Raw genomic sequence first — 3,806 nt, forward strand, 5'->3', positions numbered from 1 at the left:
GCCCACACCTTTGTGGCGACGCAGTGTCCTGTGCAACTCCTGCTTGGTGATTGGCAAAAAGCGGATCTTCAACATCTCATCTGTTTCAGTATTATTCACCAGATAATGCAAGCCGCGCCAAGCGCTTTCCAGTTTGAGAAAGTCAGGGTGATGAATAATGGTATTGATTTGCTCCGAGAGGCGCGTGTCAATTTCAGCGATGATGGATTCAATAGCTTTGTAAGCATCGTTGCTTACTGTCATCGACAGTGACAGCGCTTGCTGCGCTAATGTTTGTACTGCGGTTTGTACTGCAGTTTTGGCTTCTTCCGTTTTTGGTTTAAATTCTTTGTGCAGCAAACTGGAAAAGTCGTTGAAATGACTAAGCTGGTCAGCGGGTTTAATAGCTTCACTCATCTCCATTTGGAGCGCTCCTTTCAGGTGGTCTTAGTTAAACGGCTTCAGCGGTTGCTGCAGGTTCGGTATTGTCTTTGGGGATTGCCAGGCTTTTTAGCAGTGTTGGATCTTGCAACACCTTGCTAATTAATTCTTCTGCACCGGTTTTGCCATCCATATAGGTCAGCAAATTATTAAGCTGGGTGCGCGCATCGAGTAGTGCCGCCAAACTATCTACTTTCTTGGCTATTGCAGCAGGAGAAAAATCCTCCATGCTATTAAACGTAATATCGATTGCAAGTTGTCCTTCACCTGTTAATGTGTTGGGTACGGTAAAGGCTGCGCGCGGCTTAAGTGCCTTCATTCGGTCATCAAAGTTACTGACATCAATTTCCAGAAATTTTCGGTCAGTAATTGCAGGCATTTCTTCCTTTTGTTTTCCGGCAAGGTCGGCCATTACACCCATAATAAAAGGGATTTGGATCTTTTTTTCCGAGCCGTAGATTTCCACATCGTATTCAATCTGCACGCGTGGTGCGCGATTGCGCGCAATAAATTTCTGACTGCTTTGGCTGTTGCTCATAGATGCTCCCCTGCAATTTACGCAGACATTGTTGGTGGTAGATTAGTATTTTGTTCCTGTGATGTGTTCGGCTTGCGCTATTCCGTCTGGCGCTATTTGGCTAAGAATGGTAAAGAAGTCCTGGCCAATCATGTTGCGCGCGCGCTTAATTAGTAATGGCGCGGGGTTGGATGGGTCATTTGTTTCGAGAAAGTCACAGACTTTATCCAATACTCTGATTGCATCGGCTCTGCTTTTTACACTCAGCAGTGCTGTCTCTTTCGTTTGAGGTTTAATGTCGTCACTACGCGATTCCGCTGAGCTTTCCTGTTCATCGATAACGTCTTCAGTCGCAGTTGCAACAATGGGATTGATAGTCTGCAATAGATTTTTCAATTGGCTGAAGTCGGGAGCCTGCTCAGGGCCGAAGCGTGTAATCAAGATTTTTTCAAGCGCAGCTATTGAATTAATCAGCTTTTTCAGGGTAATTAATTCATGGTTTTGCCGGAGTGTTTCGTCGCGCAATATTTGCAGTAATTGATCGCGGTTGAATGATTCATCTTCTTCGCGGCCACTCAGAATTTTTTCTATACGAGCTATAGATAACTTTCCTGCCATCTGCAAATTAATGTCGGCAGCGCGTAAATCCCCTAACAAACCGGTTGCTGCATTGAGTTCTGCGATTGCATTACTTCTTGGGAGTAGGTCGGTTTCACCATCAAACATAATGCTGGGGAATGCACCTTCCCAAAACTTTTCTGTCAATGCGTAGATGGTATCTATGCCTTTTAGTGTGCCGCTTATGCCGTATTTGTGCGTCAATGCGCGGGTGATTATGCTGCACAGGCGATAATCTTTACTTTTACTCAATAGTTCAGATGCTTTGGTCAGTGCTTTGGACCAATCAGTTGGCGCAGCAGGAATAATGGTTGCACCATATTGCTGTTCAGTTTTAGTGCTAACCATATTCTCCAGTTCAAGAAAATCCGGGTCATAATCAATTTCGGATCCGCAATGAGTATCAAGCAACAATTTGCTCTCTAGTGCATCAAAGGAGAAATCAGCCGTGTGGTAGTCCATTTTATGCCCCGCGATGCCCGTTGTTGTTAGATACCATTGAGGCCGCTTTGAGCAACAATAAACTCTGGCCCCCACAATGGATGAGTGCTTTCGGCTGCGGTTAATTCGAATCCCGGATCTAACTGCAACGCTTTGTAAAACGAATGGCGGCACAGAGTTACACGCTCGGTGACGCAGTAGATAAAAGCAAGATATTTAAGGGATTCTACTTTTGATAATGTATCTCCGCTCCAGATACTGGCATCCAGGAAGTCGCTCTCTGCTGATCCATATTCACCGCTATGAAAATGGGATTTTCCTGCCTCTACTTTTACTTGTGCTGCAGTGAGTTGCGGGGCTGGTGTGGGCTTGGTCGCGCAGCCGTTTAACCCAATTGTCAGAACACTTAGGCTTATTGCAATTATTAGTTTAATTTTCAAAACGAAATTTTTCATAAATGTATTTGTCGCTCAATGGGTTTCTATAACGAAGAAATTGTAATGGTTTGTGTTTATTGAAAATTATGTTCTATTTTTTGGGTCGCCGGGTCATCAGCAGAAATCCTAATGGTTTTAGTGGTGTAACTAGGGTGACGTATTTCAATCGTATGTTCGCCCGGCGCCAACTTCAACTCATGCAGTGGTGGTGTTACACCTACCATTTTTCCATTTAAAAATATTTCCCCCCAAGGCAAGACTTTAAAGCTCAGTAGACGTTCGCTGGTGATAGCCGGTTTTGCTTGCGGTACTGGTTCGATAATCGGTTTGGCAGGTTCCTCTTTTGCACTGCGATTATTGATGTTTTGCCTTGTTTTTTCTGTTGTGGTTTCCTTTGATGTCTGGTTTTTATTGCTGTTGATACCGGTTGCATTTGCAGCAGGTTTTGCTGCAGAGAAATTGTGATATATCGCTGGGTTTTCGCCTTTGGCAAAAACGAGAGTGCGAGTCTCGGTAGGCAATCCCGGGTTGCGCAATTCAATGGTGTATGTGCCAGGTGCCAGCAATATTTCCCGTAGTGGTGGGCTAACTCCAAAGCGTTGGTTGTTTACCCATATTTCTCCCCAGGGTACAAGAGTTAGTTTTGCGGAGCCCATTTCAATCGCTTGCGGTGTACTTTCCGTTGTATTGATATCGCTTGGAGCAGTTATTTGCGTATTTTTTACGTCATGATTTTGTATTTGTGCATTATCTGCGATGACGCCATTTTGGGCGTCCCTATTGAGCAGATTGCTTTGTGCTGCGTCTGGCACAGATGAAACTTCAGGCTGTTGCTCTGCGACAATACTGGGTTGTTCCGTTGCAGTTTGCGGTACCTGTTGCTCGATAATATTTGTAGGTGCTTCTACAAATAGCTGGTTTTCTATTTCAGGCTGAATGTTATTTGCTGTGCCGGGCAACATATTTTGCTGGGCACGTGAAGCGGCATCAGTATTTTCCTGTAAATCTGTGGGTGTATCTGATTCTCTGGTTTTATATGCCTCATCCGCTGTTGCAAGTAATACTTTTTCACTTTCTGTACTTTGCTTTGTATCACCCTCATTGGTTGAGATGGTAATAAAAACCGTCGCCAAAATAATGCTTGTCAGTACGGAAATCCCAATTACTATTGGCAATTTGGCTGAGGCACGTTTCACATTCACGGAATCTTGTTGCTGTTTCGCTATGTTTTCCTGAAGGCTAGGGTCAACCGCTTTGGCGATTTTATGTGTCGTTGTGTTGGGTAGGTGATTTTTATTGTTTGTAATATTGGTTTTGTTTTCGAGCAGGTCTTTTACATCTGCGAAGCTGCTGGTTGGTAATTCTTTTTTAAT

General features: G+C 44.1%; 5 protein-coding genes. All 5 read right to left on the reverse strand.

The annotated features are described in order from the left end of the window. On the reverse strand, positions 1-402 hold a 402-nt coding region (locus tag ACWA6V_RS17600; RefSeq protein WP_449523717.1), incomplete at its 3' end, for a type VI secretion system contractile sheath domain-containing protein. Positions 403-430: 28 nt separating this feature from the next. Further along, the gene (tssB, locus tag ACWA6V_RS17605; RefSeq protein WP_449523718.1) at positions 431-958 is read right to left on the reverse strand and encodes a type VI secretion system contractile sheath small subunit; all 528 of its coding nucleotides are present in this window, start codon (positions 956-958) and stop codon (positions 431-433) included. Between the two features lie 42 nt (positions 959-1,000). Beyond that, positions 1,001-2,017 (reverse strand): type VI secretion system protein TssA, encoded by a 1,017-nt coding sequence (locus ACWA6V_RS17610; RefSeq protein WP_449523719.1) that lies wholly within the window; start codon positions 2,015-2,017, stop codon positions 1,001-1,003. 26 nt (positions 2,018-2,043) lie between these two features. Then, on the reverse strand, positions 2,044-2,451 hold the full coding sequence (locus ACWA6V_RS17615; RefSeq protein WP_449523720.1) for a TssQ family T6SS-associated lipoprotein: 408 nt from the start codon (positions 2,449-2,451) through the stop codon (positions 2,044-2,046). A gap of 56 nt (positions 2,452-2,507) precedes the next feature. Continuing rightward, the coding region (locus ACWA6V_RS17620) for a hypothetical protein (RefSeq protein ID WP_449523721.1) at positions 2,508-3,806 on the reverse strand (1,299 nt) is incomplete at its 5' end.

Source organism: Cellvibrio sp., from assembly GCF_053579595.1.